This is a genomic window from Kitasatospora misakiensis, assembly GCF_042656005.1.
Classification (GTDB): domain Bacteria; phylum Actinomycetota; class Actinomycetes; order Streptomycetales; family Streptomycetaceae; genus Kitasatospora; species Kitasatospora misakiensis.
In genome coordinates this window covers 15,486-30,087 of the sequence record NZ_JBHSOF010000075.1, presented here as the reverse complement: position 1 = coordinate 30,087, position 14,602 = coordinate 15,486, and the positions used below count along the sequence as shown (strand labels likewise).

The 14,602-nt window shown below is 73.2% G+C and carries 15 protein-coding genes; 4 read left to right on the top strand and 11 right to left on the bottom strand.

Annotation, left to right across the window (positions count from 1 at the left end):
- The 7 genes from ACFP3U_RS34205 to ACFP3U_RS34175 form a co-directional block, all read right to left on the bottom strand.
- Positions 1-1,391: DoxX family membrane protein (locus tag ACFP3U_RS34205; protein ID WP_380229663.1), on the bottom strand; the 1,391-nt coding region annotated here is incomplete at its 3' end.
- Between the two features lie 229 nt (positions 1,392-1,620).
- The gene (gene rlmB / locus ACFP3U_RS34200; RefSeq protein ID WP_380229662.1) at positions 1,621-2,616 is read right to left on the bottom strand and encodes a 23S rRNA (guanosine(2251)-2'-O)-methyltransferase RlmB; all 996 of its coding nucleotides are present in this window, start codon (positions 2,614-2,616) and stop codon (positions 1,621-1,623) included.
- Between the two features lie 141 nt (positions 2,617-2,757).
- Positions 2,758-4,152, bottom strand: a complete 1,395-nt coding sequence (cysS, locus tag ACFP3U_RS34195; RefSeq protein ID WP_380229661.1) for a cysteine--tRNA ligase — start codon at positions 4,150-4,152, stop codon at positions 2,758-2,760.
- Positions 4,153-4,341: 189 nt separating this feature from the next.
- A complete protein-coding gene (locus ACFP3U_RS34190; protein WP_380229660.1) occupies positions 4,342-4,737 on the bottom strand; it encodes a PPOX class F420-dependent oxidoreductase in 396 nt (131 codons plus the stop codon).
- Between the two features lie 180 nt (positions 4,738-4,917).
- On the bottom strand, positions 4,918-5,394 hold the full coding sequence (ispF, locus tag ACFP3U_RS34185) for a 2-C-methyl-D-erythritol 2,4-cyclodiphosphate synthase (protein ID WP_380229659.1): 477 nt from the start codon (positions 5,392-5,394) through the stop codon (positions 4,918-4,920).
- 100 nt (positions 5,395-5,494) lie between these two features.
- Entirely contained in the window at positions 5,495-6,253 is a 759-nt protein-coding gene (gene ispD, locus ACFP3U_RS34180) for a 2-C-methyl-D-erythritol 4-phosphate cytidylyltransferase (RefSeq protein WP_380229665.1), read from the bottom strand.
- Between the two features lie 259 nt (positions 6,254-6,512).
- The gene (locus ACFP3U_RS34175; protein WP_030244332.1) at positions 6,513-6,995 is read right to left on the bottom strand and encodes a CarD family transcriptional regulator; all 483 of its coding nucleotides are present in this window, start codon (positions 6,993-6,995) and stop codon (positions 6,513-6,515) included.
- 415 nt (positions 6,996-7,410) lie between these two features.
- On the opposite strand from ACFP3U_RS34175, the gene ACFP3U_RS34170 reads away from it, so the two are divergent.
- On the top strand, positions 7,411-8,061 hold the full coding sequence (locus ACFP3U_RS34170) for a DUF461 domain-containing protein (RefSeq protein WP_380229658.1): 651 nt from the start codon (positions 7,411-7,413) through the stop codon (positions 8,059-8,061).
- A 95-nt stretch (positions 8,062-8,156) separates the two neighbouring features.
- Here the strand turns inward: ACFP3U_RS34170 and phoP are convergent, their stop codons facing one another.
- Positions 8,157-8,849 (bottom strand): two-component system response regulator PhoP, encoded by a 693-nt coding sequence (gene phoP / locus ACFP3U_RS34165; protein WP_030305055.1) that lies wholly within the window; start codon positions 8,847-8,849, stop codon positions 8,157-8,159.
- Between the two features lie 2 nt (positions 8,850-8,851).
- Positions 8,852-10,123 (bottom strand): sensor histidine kinase, encoded by a 1,272-nt coding sequence (locus tag ACFP3U_RS34160; RefSeq protein WP_380229657.1) that lies wholly within the window; start codon positions 10,121-10,123, stop codon positions 8,852-8,854.
- Positions 10,124-10,431: 308 nt separating this feature from the next.
- Between ACFP3U_RS34160 and phoU the strand changes: the two genes are divergently transcribed.
- Both phoU and ACFP3U_RS34150 read left to right on the top strand, forming a co-directional pair.
- Complete coding sequence (phoU, locus tag ACFP3U_RS34155; protein WP_380229656.1) at positions 10,432-11,112, top strand: phosphate signaling complex protein PhoU; 681 nt, start codon at positions 10,432-10,434, stop codon at positions 11,110-11,112.
- 194 nt (positions 11,113-11,306) lie between these two features.
- The gene (locus tag ACFP3U_RS34150) at positions 11,307-11,483 is read left to right on the top strand and encodes a hypothetical protein (protein WP_158960096.1); all 177 of its coding nucleotides are present in this window, start codon (positions 11,307-11,309) and stop codon (positions 11,481-11,483) included.
- A gap of 119 nt (positions 11,484-11,602) precedes the next feature.
- On the opposite strand, the gene ACFP3U_RS34145 is transcribed toward ACFP3U_RS34150, so the two are convergent.
- Positions 11,603-12,361 (bottom strand): phosphoglyceromutase, encoded by a 759-nt coding sequence (locus ACFP3U_RS34145; protein WP_380229655.1) that lies wholly within the window; start codon positions 12,359-12,361, stop codon positions 11,603-11,605.
- Between the two features lie 149 nt (positions 12,362-12,510).
- Between ACFP3U_RS34145 and ACFP3U_RS34140 the strand changes: the two genes are divergently transcribed.
- Positions 12,511-13,881 (top strand): MDR family MFS transporter, encoded by a 1,371-nt coding sequence (locus ACFP3U_RS34140; protein ID WP_380229654.1) that lies wholly within the window; start codon positions 12,511-12,513, stop codon positions 13,879-13,881.
- Between the two features lies 1 nt (position 13,882).
- Here ACFP3U_RS34140 and ACFP3U_RS34135 read toward each other — a convergent pair whose 3' ends face one another.
- Positions 13,883-14,470, bottom strand: coding sequence for a type III secretion system chaperone family protein (locus ACFP3U_RS34135; RefSeq protein ID WP_380229653.1), 588 nt, complete (start codon positions 14,468-14,470; stop codon positions 13,883-13,885).
- Positions 14,471-14,602 lie beyond the last annotated feature (132 nt).

The window sequence follows — 14,602 nt, the reverse complement described above, 5'->3', positions numbered from 1 at the left end:
GTGGTGCCCGGGGCGCTCGTCGCGGCCGGCCCGGACGGCGCCGGCGAGACCCCCGAGGAGGCCGGGGCCTTGCCACCGGGCGCGACCGACGGGCCGCCGCTCGGCCAGACCGGCGTACCGAAGTCGGTGGCCGGCCGGGACGGCGCCGGGTGCGGCCGGGCGCCGGTGCGGACCGCGGCGCCCAGCATGGAGCCGAGCATCAGGGTCAGGCCGACCACCACCGCGGTCACCACGGCGCCGCGCCGCAGCACCCGGCGGCGCAGCGCGGCCGGCGCGCCCGCGCCGTACCGCCGCCAGGCCTCCAGGTTGAGCCGCCCGTCCAGCGAGGCGAACGGCGCCCCGGCGATCAGCAGCGGGCTCCACGCCGCCAGGAAGATCAGGTCGGGCGTGTCGTACACCGGGACGGCCCGCCAGCTCACCGTGAACAGCAGCGCGGCGGACAGCAGCATCGCCGCGCCGGCCGCGAGCCGCTGCCAGAGCCCGAGGACGGTGAGCACACCGACCACGATCTCGGTGAACGACACCACCAGGCCGGAGCCGACCGGGTGCGCCATGGCGAAGGCCAGCAGCGGCTCGGCGACCTTCCAGGGGTGCAGCGAGGAGAGCCAGCGCATCATCGAGCCGCGCTCGCCGCCGTCGAAGTACACCGGGTCGCAGAGCTTGCTGAAGCCGGCGTAGACAGCGAGCGAGCCGAGCACCGCGCGCAGCGGCAGCAGCACCAGGCCGAGGTCGACCCGGCGGCCGGGGTACCAGGGCTGCTTGCCCTCGGCCCCGGCGGCCGAGACCTCGGGCAGGTCGCCGCTGGGCGTCCAGCCCTGCGGCACGCCGACCGGTCCGACGCCGGCCTCGGTGGCGGTGCCGTCGCCCTCGCGCGGCTGGCGCGGCACCGTCCGGGCGCCGCCGTAGGGCGGGACGATCTGGGTGTCCGCGTCCGCGAGGGAGCCGCTCGACCGGCCGCCCCCGCGTCCGCCGACCCCGGCCGGGACGCCGCCGAGCCGGACGGCCTCCAGCAGCCGGGTGGCCGCGATGTCGTCCGGCCCCGCCTCGCCGGTCCAGGTGACCGGGGTGACCCGGCCCTTGCGGCGCGGCGGCGCCCCGGCGAGGGCCGACACGTCGCCGACGGGGACGACCACCTGCGGGGTGACCAGCGGGCGGCGGATCAGGCCCTGGGTGCCGTACGGGTCGCCGAACGCGGCGCCGGTGGACAGCAGTCCGGCCGGGGCGTCGATGAGCGGCGGCACCGGGGCGCCGAGCTTGAGCCGGAAGCTCGCCTGGGTGCTGCTGAGGCGTGCCGGGTCGGACGGCACCTTGACGGTGTTGAGGCCGGGGCCCGCGTCTATCCCGGTGCTGCCACCGCCCAGGAGCGGGCGCCGAGGTGTTCTGGTGTCCACGCCCGTCTAACCGGGTGACACCCGGTTAGGACACTCTCCCGAGTGGATATCGGGAGTCCCCTTGAAGTGATCATGAGAAAAGCGATCAGACCCGGGCGGATCCGATCGCTTTCACCCGATTGCGAAAGAACGGCGGGCGATTCCGGAGAACGCCTGCGCCGGGCGCCCGCCGTGTGCAACGGCGGGCGCACCCGGCCGCAGACGGGTCGCTGCGGCCAGGTCGGCCGGGTCAGCCGACCTTGCCGCGCAGCCGCGCCGCCTCGTACAGCACGACGCCCGCCGCGACACCGGCGTTCAGCGACTCGGTGAGCCCGGACATCGGGATCCGCACCAGCAGGTCGCAGGTCTCCGAGACCAGCCGGGACAGGCCCTTGCCCTCGCTGCCCGCGACGATCACCACCGGCCCGGTCAGCGCCTCCAGGTCGCCGATCTCGGCCTCGCCGTCGGCCGCCAGGCCGACCACGGTCAGACCGGCCTTCTGGTACGCCTCCAGGGCACGGGTCAGGTTGGTGGCCCGGGCCACGGGCAGCCGGGCCGCCGCGCCCGAGGAGGTCTTCCAGGCACCGGCGGTCATGCCCGCCGCCCGGCGCTCCGGGATGACCACGCCGTTCGCGCCGAAGGCGGCGGCGGAACGGACCACGGCGCCCAGGTTGCGGGAGTCGGTGACGCCGTCCAGCGCCACGATCAGCGCGTCCCGGCCGGAGTCCGCGGCCTCGGCCAGCAGGTCCTCGGGGTGCGCGTACTCGTACGGCGGGACCTGCAGCACCAGGCCCTGGTGGTTCATGCCGCCGGTCATCTGGTCCAGCTGCGGGCGCGGGGCCTCCATCAGCGGGATGCCGCGGTCGTTGGCCGCCTGGAAGGCGTCCCGGACCCGGTCGTCGGTGTCGATGAACTGCTGGACGTACAGCGCGTTGGCCGGCACGTCACCCTGCAGGGCCTCGACCACCGAGTTGCGGCCGAAGACCAGCTCGGCGGAGCCGGCACCGCCGCGGCCGCCCCGGCCCCCGGCACCCGCGCGGCGCATGCCGGCCCGGGCCTTGGCGTCCCGCTCGCGCTTGACCGCGGCGTTGGCCGCCCGCTGCTTGGGGTGGCCCTTCCGCTCCTCACCGGGCGGGGTCGGGCCCTTGCCCTGGAGTGCCTTCCGGCTGTGGCCGCCGGTACCGACACTCGCGCCCTTCTTCGACCCGGGGTTGCGGCGGTTCCTGCGCTGGCTGTTGCCGGCCATGGCTGTACTTCCTGTCTGTCTGTCCGGCATGGCCGGCCGCCCCGGTACGGAGACCGGTGGCGGCCGACGGCATGCGCTCCGTCATGCGGGAGGGCCGCACCGGTCCGGCGCGGCCCACCTCACCCCTCGGTCGCCCGGGGGTTACTGGCTGTTGATCGTCCAGCGCGGGCCGGACGGGGTGTCCTCGATCGCCAGCCCGGCCAGGCCGAGCTGGTCGCGGATGGCGTCCGCGGTCGCGAAGTCCTTGCGGGCCCGAGCCGCCTGGCGCTGCTCCAGGACCAGGTGGACCAGCGAGTCGACGACGCCGTGCAGGTCCTCGCCGCGCTCCGCCCCGGCCCACTGCGGGTCGAGCGGGTCGAGTCCCAGTACTCCGAGCATCGCACGGACCTCGGCCAATCGCGCCACCGCGTTCTCCTTGTCGTCCGCGGTGAGGGCGCTGTTGCCCTGGCGGACGGCGGTGTGCACGACGGCGAGCGCCTGCGGCACGCCCAGGTCGTCGTCCATCGCCTCGGCGAAGGCCGGCGGCACCTCGGGCGCCGCGTCGACCGCGCCGCAGCGCTCCACGGCGCGCTGGATGAAGCCCTCGATCCGGCCGAACCCGGCCTCAACCTCGCGCAGCGACTCCTCGCTGTACTCGATCATCGAGCGGTAGTGCGGGGCGGCCAGGTAGTAGCGGAGCACGATCGGCCGCCAGCGCCGGACCATCTCGGCGACCAGCACCGAGTTGCCCAGCGACTTGCTCATCTTCTCGCCCGCCATGGTGACCCAGGCGTTGTGCACCCAGAAGTTGGCGAAGCCGTCACCGAAGGCCTTGGACTGGGCGATCTCGTTCTCGTGGTGCGGGAAGATCAGGTCGAGGCCGCCGCCGTGGATGTCGAAGGCCTCGCCCAGGTACTTGTGGGCCATCGCCGAGCACTCCAGGTGCCAGCCCGGACGGCCGCGGCCCCACGGGGTGTCCCAGCTGGGCTCGCCCGGCTTGGCCGCCTTCCACATCGCGAAGTCGCGCGGGTCGCGCTTGCCGGTCTCGCCCTCGCCGCTGGGCTGCAGGAGGTTCTCCAGCGTCTGGTTGGAGAGCGCGAGGTACTCGGGGTAGGACTTCACGTCGAAGTAGACGTTGCCCTCGGCCGCGTAGGCGTGGCCCTTCTCGATGAGCCCCCGCATCATCTCGATCATCTCGGGCACGTGCCCGGTGGCCCGCGGCTCGACGGTGGGCGGCAGGCAGCCGAGCGCGTCGTAACCGTCGTTGAAGGCGCGCTCGTTCTCGTAGGCGATCTGCCACCAGGGCGTGCCGAGTTCGCGCTCCTTGACGATGATCTTGTCGTCGATGTCGGTGACGTTCCTGACGAAGGTCACCTGGTAGCCGCGATAGGCGAACCACCGCTGCATGACGTCGAAGTTGAGGCCGGACCGAATGTGCCCGATGTGTGGCGCCGACTGGACGGTAGCGCCGCACAGGTAGATCGAGACACAACCCGGTACAAGCGGGACGAAGTCGCGTACCTGGCGGGTGCTGGTGTCGTACAGGCGAATGCTCACAGCGTCAAGCGTAGTGGGCGACGGGGGGTGCCTCGCGACATTCCGGAATGTCAAGACCCCGGCGGAGGCTTTTCCGCCGGGTGACGCCCGGGTGAGCTGCTGGGTGACCTCCCGGGCGGCGATCCTGGGCGGCGAGCCCGGGCGTTGGTCCCGGGCGTTGGTCCCGGGCACCCCTCCGCGCCCGGTGGCTCAGATCGAGCCGACGACCTTCCGCGGGCTGATCCGGACGACCACGCGCACGTCGTCCGGACCGTCGTAGCCGTACGTCGGCTCGCCCCGGTACTTCAGGCACAGCTCGTCGATCAGCTCGCGGCCGCCCTCCCGGGTCATGGTGGCCTCGCCGCGCACCTCGAAGTAGGTGTACGGGCTCTCCGGCGGGTTGACCAGCAGCGAGACCCGCGCGTCCTTCACCAGGTTGAGGTGCTTGCGGCGCCCCTCGACGGTGGAGAACAGGATGTCCTCGCCGTCCCGCTTCACCCAGACCACGGAGGACTGGGGGCTGCCGTCGGGCTGGATGGTGGTGATCACGGCGAAGCTCTTGCCGTCGATCAGGGCCTTGGCCTGGTCGGAGAGGTGTGCGGCCATCGGGACCTCGTTCTTCTCGTCGAGCGGCGGTAAACAAGCGACTGGTGGGACGAACCCGCACCGAAGATTAGCGATCCGGGCCCCCGCAACGGGTGTTGAACACCCGTCACCCCCGGTCCAATTCCAGCGCGGGCCACCCGGCCTGCCGGGACCACCGCCGTCGACGACGCCCCGGGGCGGTCAACGCCGTTCGTACACCAGGGCGGTGGCGATCGCCGCGAGGCCCTCGGCCCGGCCGGTGAGGCCGAGTCCGTCGGTGGTGGTGCCGGAGACCGAGACCGGCGCGCCGACCGCCGCGCCCAGCGCGGCCTGCGCCTCCGCCCGGCGCTTGCCGATCTTCGGCCGGACCCCGATCACCTGGATCGCCACATTGCCGATCTCGAACCCGGCCTCGCGTACCAGCCGGGCCGCCTCGCCGAGCAGCTTCACCCCGGACGCGCCGGCCCACTCCGGCCGGTCGGTGCCGAAGTGGGCGCCCAGGTCGCCGATCCCGGCGGCCGAGAACAGCGCGTCGCAGGCGGCGTGGGCGGCCACGTCGGCGTCCGAGTGCCCGGCCAGGCCGACCTCGGCGTCCGGCCACTCCAGGCCGGCCACCCAGAGCGGGCGGCCGGGCTCGAAGGCGTGCACATCGGTCCCGACGCCGATCCGGGGCAGCACGGGGGCCGCTCCGGCGGACCCGGACCCGGCCGGGGTCGGGGTCGGGGTCGGCTCGGCGGCAGTCGGCTCAACGGGGGCCGATCCCGTGGGCGTCGACGGATCAGTAGGCATCGGCGGCCCTCCGGCGGGCGAGTACGGCCTCGGCGAGCACGAGGTCCAGCGGACGGGTCACCTTGAAGGCCTCCTCGTGGCCGGGCACCACGACCACCCGGCCGCCGAAGCGCTCCACCAGGCCGGCGTCGTCGGTGACCGGCGGCAGAGCGCCCTCGGCCCCCGCGGACTCCTCGGTCAGCGCCTTGGCGTGCACCTCCGCCAGCACCTCCCGGCGGAAGCCCTGCGGGGTCTGCACCGCGCGCAGGGTGGCCCGGTCCGGCGTGTCGAGCACCGGCTCCGGTCCGCCCGGGACGGGCTCGACCCGCTTGACGGTGTCGGCCAGCGGCACCGCCGGCACCACCGCCTCGGCGCCGGCCCGGACGGCGGACGCCACCGCGTCCACCACCTCGACCGGGACCAGCGGCCGGGCCGCGTCGTGCACCAGCACGACCCCGACCTCGGCCGGGATGGCGGCCAGGCCCAGGCGGACCGACTCCTGGCGGGTCGCCCCGCCGGCCACCACCCGGATGTCCTTGTCCTCCAGCCCGTGGCTGTCGAGCAGCGCGACCACCTCGGCCACGCCGTCCGCGGGGGCGGCGACCACGACCAGGCCGACCGCGCGACTGCGGGTCAGCGCCCGGACGGCGTGCACCAGGAGCGGCACACCGCCCAGTTCGCGCAGGGCCTTGGGGGCGCCCGGCCCCAGTCGCTCACCGCGACCGGCGGCGGGCACCACTGCTGCTGCGATTGCTGCTGTGGCGTTCAGGTTTCACTCCTTCGGCGAAGTGGGTATGGCCATGGCGTGCACGACGGGCGCGGACCCCTTCCGAAGCACCACCGTCTTCCGCCCGCGAGATCAGCAGAAACGGTCATGCAGACCCGGGGCCGGCCAGGCCGCCCGGGTGCGGGGGCGTCGTCCGGACACGCCTCAGCGCCCGAAGTGCCACTGCACCATCCACGGACCGTCGGTCCGGTGGGCGGCGCGCCGGCATCGGGCGCTGTGAGCGTTGTGGAGCGGACGGCCGCTACGAGGCGAGCACCTCGTCGAGCAGCGTCTCCGCCTTGTCCTCGTTGGTGTTCTCCGCCAGCGCGAGTTCGCTGACGAGGATCTGGCGCGCCTTGGCGAGCATGCGCTTCTCACCGGCGGAGAGGCCGCGCTCGCGCTCACGACGCCAGAGGTCGCGCACAACCTCGGCGACCTTGATAACGTCACCCGAGGCGAGCTTCTCCAGATTCGCCTTGTAGCGACGGGACCAGTTGGTCGGCTCTTCGGTGTACGGTGCGCGAAGCACCTCGAAGACCCGGTCCAGACCCTCCTGGCCGACCACATCGCGCACGCCGACGAACTCCGCGTTCTCGGCGGGCACGCGGAGCGTCAGGTCTCCCTGCTGCACCTTGAGCACCAGGTAGGTCTTGTCCACACCTTTGATCTGGCGAATTTCGATGGCCTCGATCAGCGCGGCCCCGTGATGGGGGTAGACCACCGTGTCGCCAACCTTGAACGTCATGTGACAGGACCCCTTCCGTGGCTTTCCAGAATAACACGCTTTTCGGCGCACCCGAAGGGCGTTTTCGCAGGTCAGGGCCGGTCTCGGGGCTTGACAAGCACCCCCATGACGTGCTGCGACCGGCCTTCGACGGGGGCTTCCCGCAGGTCGGAGGCGGTTCCGCCGTCCGCCGAAAGCTCTGGCAACGCACCCGAAACCATGATTTGATCTTGGGTCTTCACCGTTTATCGGGCCGTTTCCCGATCGTGATCCGATCTCGGCCGACGCTTGACCTGGACACGCCGACGTGCCGCCGTCCGGGCGCCCCGGGAGCCCGGACGTGACTCGAAGGGACCACCCCGTGAGGACGGCATAAGCAAGGTCGATAATCTGAGACCTGACCGTCCGACACGTGACCTAGGGAGAAGCCGCCGCCGTGAGCCGCAGCCTTCGACGCGGCAGCATCGCCGCAATCGCCGCCCTCGCCATCGCCTCGCTGTCCTCCTGCGCCGCCGGGAACACCTCGGCCACTCTGGAGATCAAGCCCGACAACGCGTCGGCGACCCTGGGCACCGATGTCCGGCTGAACAACATCGTCGTGGTCACCGGGGACGAGTCCTCCGGCGAGCACACCGGCCCCGCCAATGTGACGGTGAACATCAGCAACACCGGCGCCGCGCCGATCGAGCTGCAGTCGATCACCGTCGGCGACGGGGTCGCCGCCACCTTCGCCGACGACAAGGGCGCCCCGCTGCCCGTCGTCCTCGTCCCGGCCGGCGGTGCGGTGCTGCTCGGCGGCCCGGGCAACCCGACCGCCAAGCTCGCCTCCGCCACCGTGAGCGTCGGCGGCTACGTGGCGACCTCCTTCTCGTTCAAGAACCACGAGAAGCTCGACACCGAGGCCCAGGTCAGCCCGAACAAGGGCCTCTACAAGGGCTTCGGCCCGACCCCCGCCCCGACCGTCCCGGCCGCCGTGCCGCCGAAGGCCACCGCCCCGGCCGCCGGCACCACCGCCCCGGCCGCGAGCGGCACCGCGACCGCGCCGGCCGCCGGTTCGTCGACCCCGTCGGCGCCGGCCGCCCACTGATCCACGGCCGTGGCCTGCCATGGCCTGCCACGGCCTGAACGGGAACGCCCCTCCGGCGAGTGCCGGAGGGGCGTTCCCGTGGCTTCGGGCCGGGTTTACGGCTCGAACTTGTAGCCGAGGCCGCGCACCGTGACCAGGTAGCGCGGCGCGCCCGGGTCCGGCTCGATCTTCGCCCGCAGGCGCTTGACGTGGACGTCCAGCGTCTTGGTGTCGCCGACGTAGTCCGCGCCCCAGACCCGGTCGATCAGCTGCATCCGGGTGAGCACCCGGCCCGCGTTGCGGAGCAGCATCTCCAGCAGGTCGAACTCCTTGAGCGGCAGGTCGACCTTGGCGCCGTCCACGGTCACCACGTGCCGGTCGACGTCCATCCGGACCGGGCCCGCCTCCAGGGCGCCGGGGCCGCCGCCGTCGCCGGGGCCCTCGTTCTCGCCGCGGCGGCGCAGCACCGCGCGGATCCGGGCGACCAGCTCACGGGTGGAGTACGGCTTGGTGACGTAGTCGTCCGCGCCTATCTCCAGACCGACCACCTTGTCGATCTCGCTGTCCTTGGCGGTGACCATGATCACCGGCACGTTGGAGCGGACCCGCAGCTGGCGGCAGACCTCGGTGCCGGGCAGCCCCGGCAGCATCAGGTCGAGCAGGACGAGGTCGGCGCCGTTCCGTTCGAACTGCTCCAAGGCGTCGGGGCCGGTGGCGGCGATGGCCACCTCGAAGCCCTCCTTGCGGAGCATGTACGAGAGAGCGTCGCTGAACGACTCCTCGTCCTCGACCACCAGTACTCGGGTCACGATCAGGCCTCCGGGGAAAGCTGGGGGGTGGTTACTGACAGGGGTTCCGCGGACCCGGCCGGGAGGGGCCGGTCGGCGGGGGCCTGCCCGGCGGGCAGGCGGAGGGTGAAGGTGGAGCCCTGGCCCTCGACGCTCCACACCGAGACGGTACCGCCGTGCGAGGCGGCCACGTGCTTGACGATGGAGAGGCCGAGGCCGGTGCCGCCGGTCTGCCGGGAGCGCGCCGGGTCCACCCGGTAGAACCGTTCGAAGACCCGCTCGCGGTCCTTCTCGGAGATGCCGATGCCCTGGTCGGTCACCGAGATCTCGATGAGCTCGCCGTCCGCCTCGCCCAGGGCGGCGGCGCTGGATATCCGGCGGGTGGCGATCGCGACCCTGGTCCGCGGCGGACTGTAGTTCACCGCGTTCTCGACCAGGTTGCCCAGCGCGGCGGCGAGCTGGCCGCGGTTGCCGTGCAGGTAGAGGCCGGCGATGCCGCCGGCCGCGATGAGGATCTGCTTGGCGGCGGCCTGCTGGCGGCAGCGGTCGATCGCCTCGGCGATCAGCTCGTCCACCGCCACCGGTTCCGGGTCGACCATCAGCCGGTCGTCCTGGACCCGGGAGAGGTCGATGATCTCCTGGACCAGGCTGGCCAGCCTGGTCGCCTCGATCTGCATCCGGCCGGCGAAGCGCTGCACCGCCTCCGGGTCGTCGGCCGCGTCGGCGACCGCCTCGGAGAGCAGCGAGAGCGCGCCGACCGGGGTCTTGAGCTCGTGGCTGACGTTGGCGACGAAGTCGCGGCGGACGGCCTCCACCCGGCGGCGGTCGGTCTGGTCCTCGACCAGCACCAGGACCAGCCGGGAGCCCAGCGGGGCGACCCGGACCGAGACCGCGAGCGGTTCGGCGGCGCGCGCCGCGCCCGGCCGGGGCAGCTCCAGGTCGAGCTGCCGGATCTCGCCGTCCCGACGGGTGGCGCGGGCCAGCGACAGCAGCTGGTCGACGGCGACCGCACCGCCGCGGACCAGGCCCATCGCGTACGCCGCCGAGCTGGCCTTGACCACCTCGTCGCCCTCGCCGAGCACGATCGCGCAGGAGCGCAGCACGGAGAGGACGGTGTCCACCCCCGGGGGGAGCGGGGGTTCCTGCGCGGGGCCGAGGCCCTGATTCCGGTTGGTACCGCTGTACCTGCCCTTCGCCTGCTCGCGCTCGCTCCAACGGAAGGCGATCGAGGCCGTGAGGCCGACGCCGAGCCCGGCTATGGCGCAGGCAGCGGCGGCGGCCACGTTCACGTCCATACCGCCAGCCTAAGCGCACGGTGCGGGCGCTCCCCAAGGGCCGGATCAAGGGATCGGCCGCACGTTGCCGAGAATTCACCTTCAGGTGGCCGTCGATTCACCGGGCGGGTCGTGCATGGTCGCCCGGACGGCCCAGAGTGGGCGCCGGAGCCCGTGTGGGAGGGGCGGCCCGGCCGAACAGCCGTACGCCGCCCCCGGTGCGCGCGTACGATGCGCGCCACCAGCAGTGGTCATTTCGTGCGCCGTTCGGACGGTCGTACCGGATGGCCGGTCGGCACCGCCACCGACACAGCTACTGAGGAGAGAACATGCGCGACGCGTACCACGAGGAACTCGACTCGATCGGCGACAGCCTGGTCGAGATGGCCCGGCTGGTCGGTTCGGCCCTCGGCCGGGCCACCACGGCGCTCCTCGACGCGGACCTGGCGCTGGCGGAGAGCGTGATCACCGCCGACGAGAAGGTCAACGACCTGCACCACGAGCTGGAGAACCGGGCGATCGACCTGCTCGCCCGCCAGCAGCCGGTCGCCACCGACCTGCGCATCGTGGTCACCTCCCTGCGGATGAGCGCCGACCTGGAGCGCTGCGGCGACCTCGCCCGGCACGTCGCCAAGGTCGCGCGGCTGCGCTACCCCGAGTCCGCCGTCCCGGCCGACCTGCACGCGACGGTGCTGGAGATGGGCCAGCTCGCCCAGCGCCTGGTGGCCAAGGCCGGCCTGGTGATCGCCACCAAGGACGTCGACAAGGCGCTGGAGCTGGAGCAGGACGACGACGCGATCGACGCGCTGCACCGCGAGCTGTTCGCGCACCTCATCGACGAGCGCTGGCACCACGGCATCGAGACCGCGGTGGACGTCACCCTGGTCGGCCGCTACTACGAGCGCTTCGCCGACCACGCGGTCTCGGTGGCCAAGCGCGTGGTGTACCTGGTGACCGGCGAGCACGTGGACGAGTTCGTCGCGGCCTCCGAGGCCGCCCAGGCGGACTGAGGTCCGGTGGTGGACGCCCGTCGCCCGGAGGGCGTTCCCCCCTGGGAGTGAGTAAACCCCGCGCGGGGGTGGTGGAGGAGCGCAATCGTGCGAACTTCCCGCCCCCGCGCGCCCGTTGACGCCTCCACCGCTCGGCGGTTTCACTCGACCCCGAGGGCACCGAAGCGTGCCCGCCCGAAGGAGGGGTCAGCGCGATGAAGGCACACCCGACCGGCCCGGCATCGGCTCCCGACACCGTCGAACCACCCGCCCCCCGGCTCCTGCCCGTCCTCGCGGCCGGCTGCGGCTGCGGCCCGGGCTGCGGCTGCGGCTGCCAGTCCGGCGCGCCCTGCCAGTGCGGCGGGGTCGACGGAGGCTGCTGCGGCCACTGAGAACCGTCCGATCCGTCACGGAGTCGAACAACGCGAAGGGCCCCGCCCCCCGGTGACCGGGGAGCGGGGCCCTCGTCGGCTGTTCCGGGCCGTTTCCGGCCCTGGCCCTCGCCCTCGCCTTACTTCTTGCCCTGGTTCTTGACCGCCTCGATCGCGGCGGCGGCGGCCTCCGGGTCGAGGTAGCGGCCGCCGGGGACGGTCGGCTTGAAGTCGGCGTCCAGCTCGTAGACCAGCGGGATGCCGGTCGGGATGTTCAGGCCCGCGATGTCGGCGTCGGAGACGCCGTCGAGGTGCTTGACCAGCGCGCGCAGGCTGTTGCCGTGGGCGGTGACCAGCACCGTCCGGCCGGCGGCGAGGTCCGGGACGATGGCGTCGTACCAGTACGGCAGCATCCGCTCGACGACGTCCTGCAGGCACTCGGTGCGCGGACGCAGCTCGCTCGGGATGTCGGCGTAGCGGGCGTCGCCGGCCTGCGAGTACTCGGAGTCGTCGGCCAGCTCCGGCGGCGGGGTGTCGTACGAGCGGCGCCAGAGCTGGAACTGCTCCTCGCCGAACTCGGCCAGGGTCTGGGCCTTGTCCTTGCCCTGGAGGGCGCCGTAGTGCCGCTCGTTCAGGCGCCAGCTGCGGCTGACCGGGATCCAGTGGCGGTCGGCCTTGTCCAGGGCGATCTGCGAGGTGCGGATCGCGCGGCGCAGCAGCGAGGTGTGCAGGACGTCCGGGAGGTAGCCCTCGGCGGCGAGGAGCTCGCCGCCGCGCGCGGCCTCCTTCTCGCCCTTCTCGTTGAGGTCGACGTCGACCCAACCGGTGAACAGGTTCTTCTGGTTCCACTCGCTCTCGCCGTGGCGGAGCAGGATGAGTCGGTACGTCGTGTCAGCCATGGCGCCCAGCTTAGTGGAGCCGATAAAAACCCCTGGTGGGTACCCCTCCTGGTGAGTAAGGTCTGCCTTGCAGCAGTGACACTTACCCGCCGCCGAGCGGCCCTGCCCGTGCGGCTCGGCGGACCTCCGCCTGCCCGGGAGCCCCCCACATGCCCGCTTCACCCCTGCTCGCCCCCGTCGTCAGAGCGGTCACCGAGGCCCTTCAGGGGCTGCCGCGCCAGTTCTGGTGGCTCTGGACCAGCACGCTCGTGAACCGGCTGGGCGGCTTCGTGGTCACCTTCCTCGCCCTCTACCTGACCGCCGACCGGGGCTACTCGAACTCGTACGCGGGCCTGGTCGCCGCGCTCTTCGGCCTGGGCTCGGCCGTCGCCTCGCTCGTCGCCGGGGTGCTGACCGACCGGATCGGACGGCGGCCGACCCTGGTCGTCGCCCAGCTCGGCACCGCGCTGTTCACCGCGGTGCTCGGGTTCACCGACGGGCCGGTGGCCATCGCGGTGGTCGCCTTCCTGGTCGGCTTCTGCAGCAACGCGACCCGGCCGGCGATCTCGGCGATCATCGCGGACATCGTGCCCGCCGAGGACCGGGTCCGCGCCTACGCCCTGAACTACTGGGCGATCAACATCGGCTTCGGCCTCTCCGCCGCGGCCGCCGGCCTGATCGCCGCCCACGGCTACCTCACGCTCTTCCTGCTGGACGCGCTCACCACGGTGATCTGCGCGGTGGTGGTCTTCGTCCGCATCCCGGAGACCAAGCCGGCCGGAAAGGCGCCGGCGGACGGCGCGGACGGGGCGGGCGGCCGGCCCGCGATCGGTCTGGGCGCGGTGTTCCGGGACGGCCGCTTCATGGCGCTGGTGATGCTCAACCTGCTGCTCGCCCTGGTCGCCCAGCAGGGCTCCACCACCCTGGCCATGGACATGGGCCGGGCGGGCGTCTCCACCACCGAGTTCGGTCTGGTGATCGGCCTCAACGGCCTGCTCATCGTGGTGCTCCAGCTCCCGGCCACCCGGTGGATGGCGAGCCGCGACCGGACGGCCCTGCTGGTCGCGAGCGCGCTGCTCCTCGGGTGGGGCTTCGGCCTGACCGCGCTGGCCGGCTCCTCGGCGTGGTTCTTCGCCTTCACCGTGGTGGTCTGGACGCTCGGCGAGATCCTGAACGCGCCGACCATGATGGGCCTGGTCGCCGAGCTGTCGCCGGCCGAGGCCCGCGGCCGCTACCAGGGCGTCTACTCGCTCTCCTGGTCGCTCGCCTCGTTCCTCGGCCCGGCGGTCGGCGGCGTGCTGCTGGACCGGGCCGGCAGCGGCACGCTCTGGGGGGCGTGCGCGGTGCTCGGCACGGCCGCGGCGGCCGGGTACGTCCTGCTCGGCCGACGGACGGGGGCGGCATCCGCGACGGGGGCGGCACCGGCGACCGGAGCGGCACCGGCGGCGGACGCCGGGCCCGCGCCGGCGGCGCCCCGCACGGCGGAGGCCGCGGCCTCCGGGACGGGCACCGAACCGGAGCGGGCGGCGGCCGGCGCCTGAGCTACCGCCGGTCGGCGGGCGCGGACTCGGAGTCGGACTCGGACTCGGAGTCGGAGTCGGACTCGGAGTCGGACTCGGACTGCGGGGACGGGCCGGCGAGGTGGGCGAAGGCCGCCAGGTTGCGGGTCGACTCCCCGCGCTTGGTCCGCCACTCCCACTCCCGCCGGATCGCGGTGGCGAAGCCCAGCTCCAGCAGGGTGTTGAACGGCTCGTCGGCGTTCTCCAGCACCGTGCCCAGCAGCCGGTCCACCGCGTCCGGGGTCAGCGCCTCCAGCGGCAGCCGACCGGCCAGGTAGACGTCGCCGAGCTGGTCGACCGCGTACGCCACGCCGTACATCCGGGTGTTGCGCTCCAGCAGCCAGCGGTAGACGGCCTCGTGGTTCTCGTCCGGGCGGCGGACCACGAAGGCGTTCACCGAGAGGGTGTGGTCGCCGATCCGCAGAGCACACGTGGTGCTCAGCTTCCGGGTGCCCGGGAGGGTCGCCACCAGGGTGTACGGGTCGGTGGGGGCCGGCTCCCAGGCCACCCCGGCCTCGTCCAGGGCGGTGCGCAGGAGGGTCAGGGCCTCGTCCTTGGTGCGGAATGCCATGGGGGTGACGTTACTCGGGGGTACGCCCGCGCGCAGCAGCGCACGGGCGGTCCCGGTGCCTGACAGGCGGTGCCGGACGGGCCGGTGCCGGACGGGCCCGGGTTCGGACGGGCCGGTGCCGGGCGGTTGGCG

Bases quoted from the DNA above. Each gene is read 5' to 3' on its own strand.
- rlmB (WP_380229662.1), bottom strand. From the start codon at position 2,616: ATGGCCGGCAACAGCCAGCGCAGGAACCGCCGCAACCCCGGGTCGAAG.
- ACFP3U_RS34190 (WP_380229660.1), bottom strand. From the start codon at position 4,737: ATGGCCGCACACCTCTCCGACCAGGCCAAGGCCCTGATCGACGGCAAG.
- ACFP3U_RS34175 (WP_030244332.1), bottom strand. From the start codon at position 6,995: ATGACGTTCAAGGTTGGCGACACGGTGGTCTACCCCCATCACGGGGCC.
- ACFP3U_RS34160 (WP_380229657.1), bottom strand. From the start codon at position 10,123: ATGGACGTGAACGTGGCCGCCGCCGCTGCCTGCGCCATAGCCGGGCTC.
- phoU (WP_380229656.1), top strand. From the start codon at position 10,432: ATGCGCGACGCGTACCACGAGGAACTCGACTCGATCGGCGACAGCCTG.
- ACFP3U_RS34150 (WP_158960096.1), top strand. From the start codon at position 11,307: ATGAAGGCACACCCGACCGGCCCGGCATCGGCTCCCGACACCGTCGAA.
- ACFP3U_RS34145 (WP_380229655.1), bottom strand. From the start codon at position 12,361: ATGGCTGACACGACGTACCGACTCATCCTGCTCCGCCACGGCGAGAGC.
- ACFP3U_RS34140 (WP_380229654.1), top strand. From the start codon at position 12,511: ATGCCCGCTTCACCCCTGCTCGCCCCCGTCGTCAGAGCGGTCACCGAG.
- ACFP3U_RS34135 (WP_380229653.1), bottom strand. From the start codon at position 14,470: ATGGCATTCCGCACCAAGGACGAGGCCCTGACCCTCCTGCGCACCGCC.